This is a genomic window from Shewanella electrica, assembly GCF_022321485.1.
In the GTDB taxonomy this organism is placed as follows: Bacteria; Pseudomonadota; Gammaproteobacteria; order Enterobacterales; family Shewanellaceae; genus Shewanella; species Shewanella electrica.
This window is the reverse complement of the sequence record NZ_JAKOGG010000203.1, coordinates 1-278: the sequence shown is the minus strand read 5'-3', so window position 1 is coordinate 278 and position 278 is coordinate 1. Positions and strand designations below refer to the sequence as shown.

The 278-nt window shown below is 66.9% G+C and carries 1 protein-coding gene; it reads right to left on the bottom strand.

The window, feature by feature from the left end:
- On the bottom strand, positions 1 to 184 hold a 184-nt coding region (locus L9G74_RS20365; protein WP_238898589.1), incomplete at its 3' end, for a hypothetical protein.
- Between the last annotated feature and the right edge of the window lie 94 nt (positions 185 to 278).

Here is a 278-nt window from a genome sequence, read left to right as displayed (position 1 = left end):
GGACCTCGACCGTCTGCGCCTCGGCGAAGGATTTGAAGCCGGCGATGCGCAGGCGGGTGAGCGTCGCGGAGCGCAGGGAACGCTCCGTATTGCCGCTGTCCTGGGAGAAGGCGCGGACCGTGCCGCCCTCCTCCTCGTCACCCCCTTCATCGCCGGGCAGGTCGCTCGGCGAAATGGAGTCCATCTAGAAAACGATCCCCCGCAGTGTGATCGGCCCTGTGCTCAACCGGGCGTCGCCTGCTTCACCAGCTCGGCGAAGCGGTCGAAGGAGATTTCCC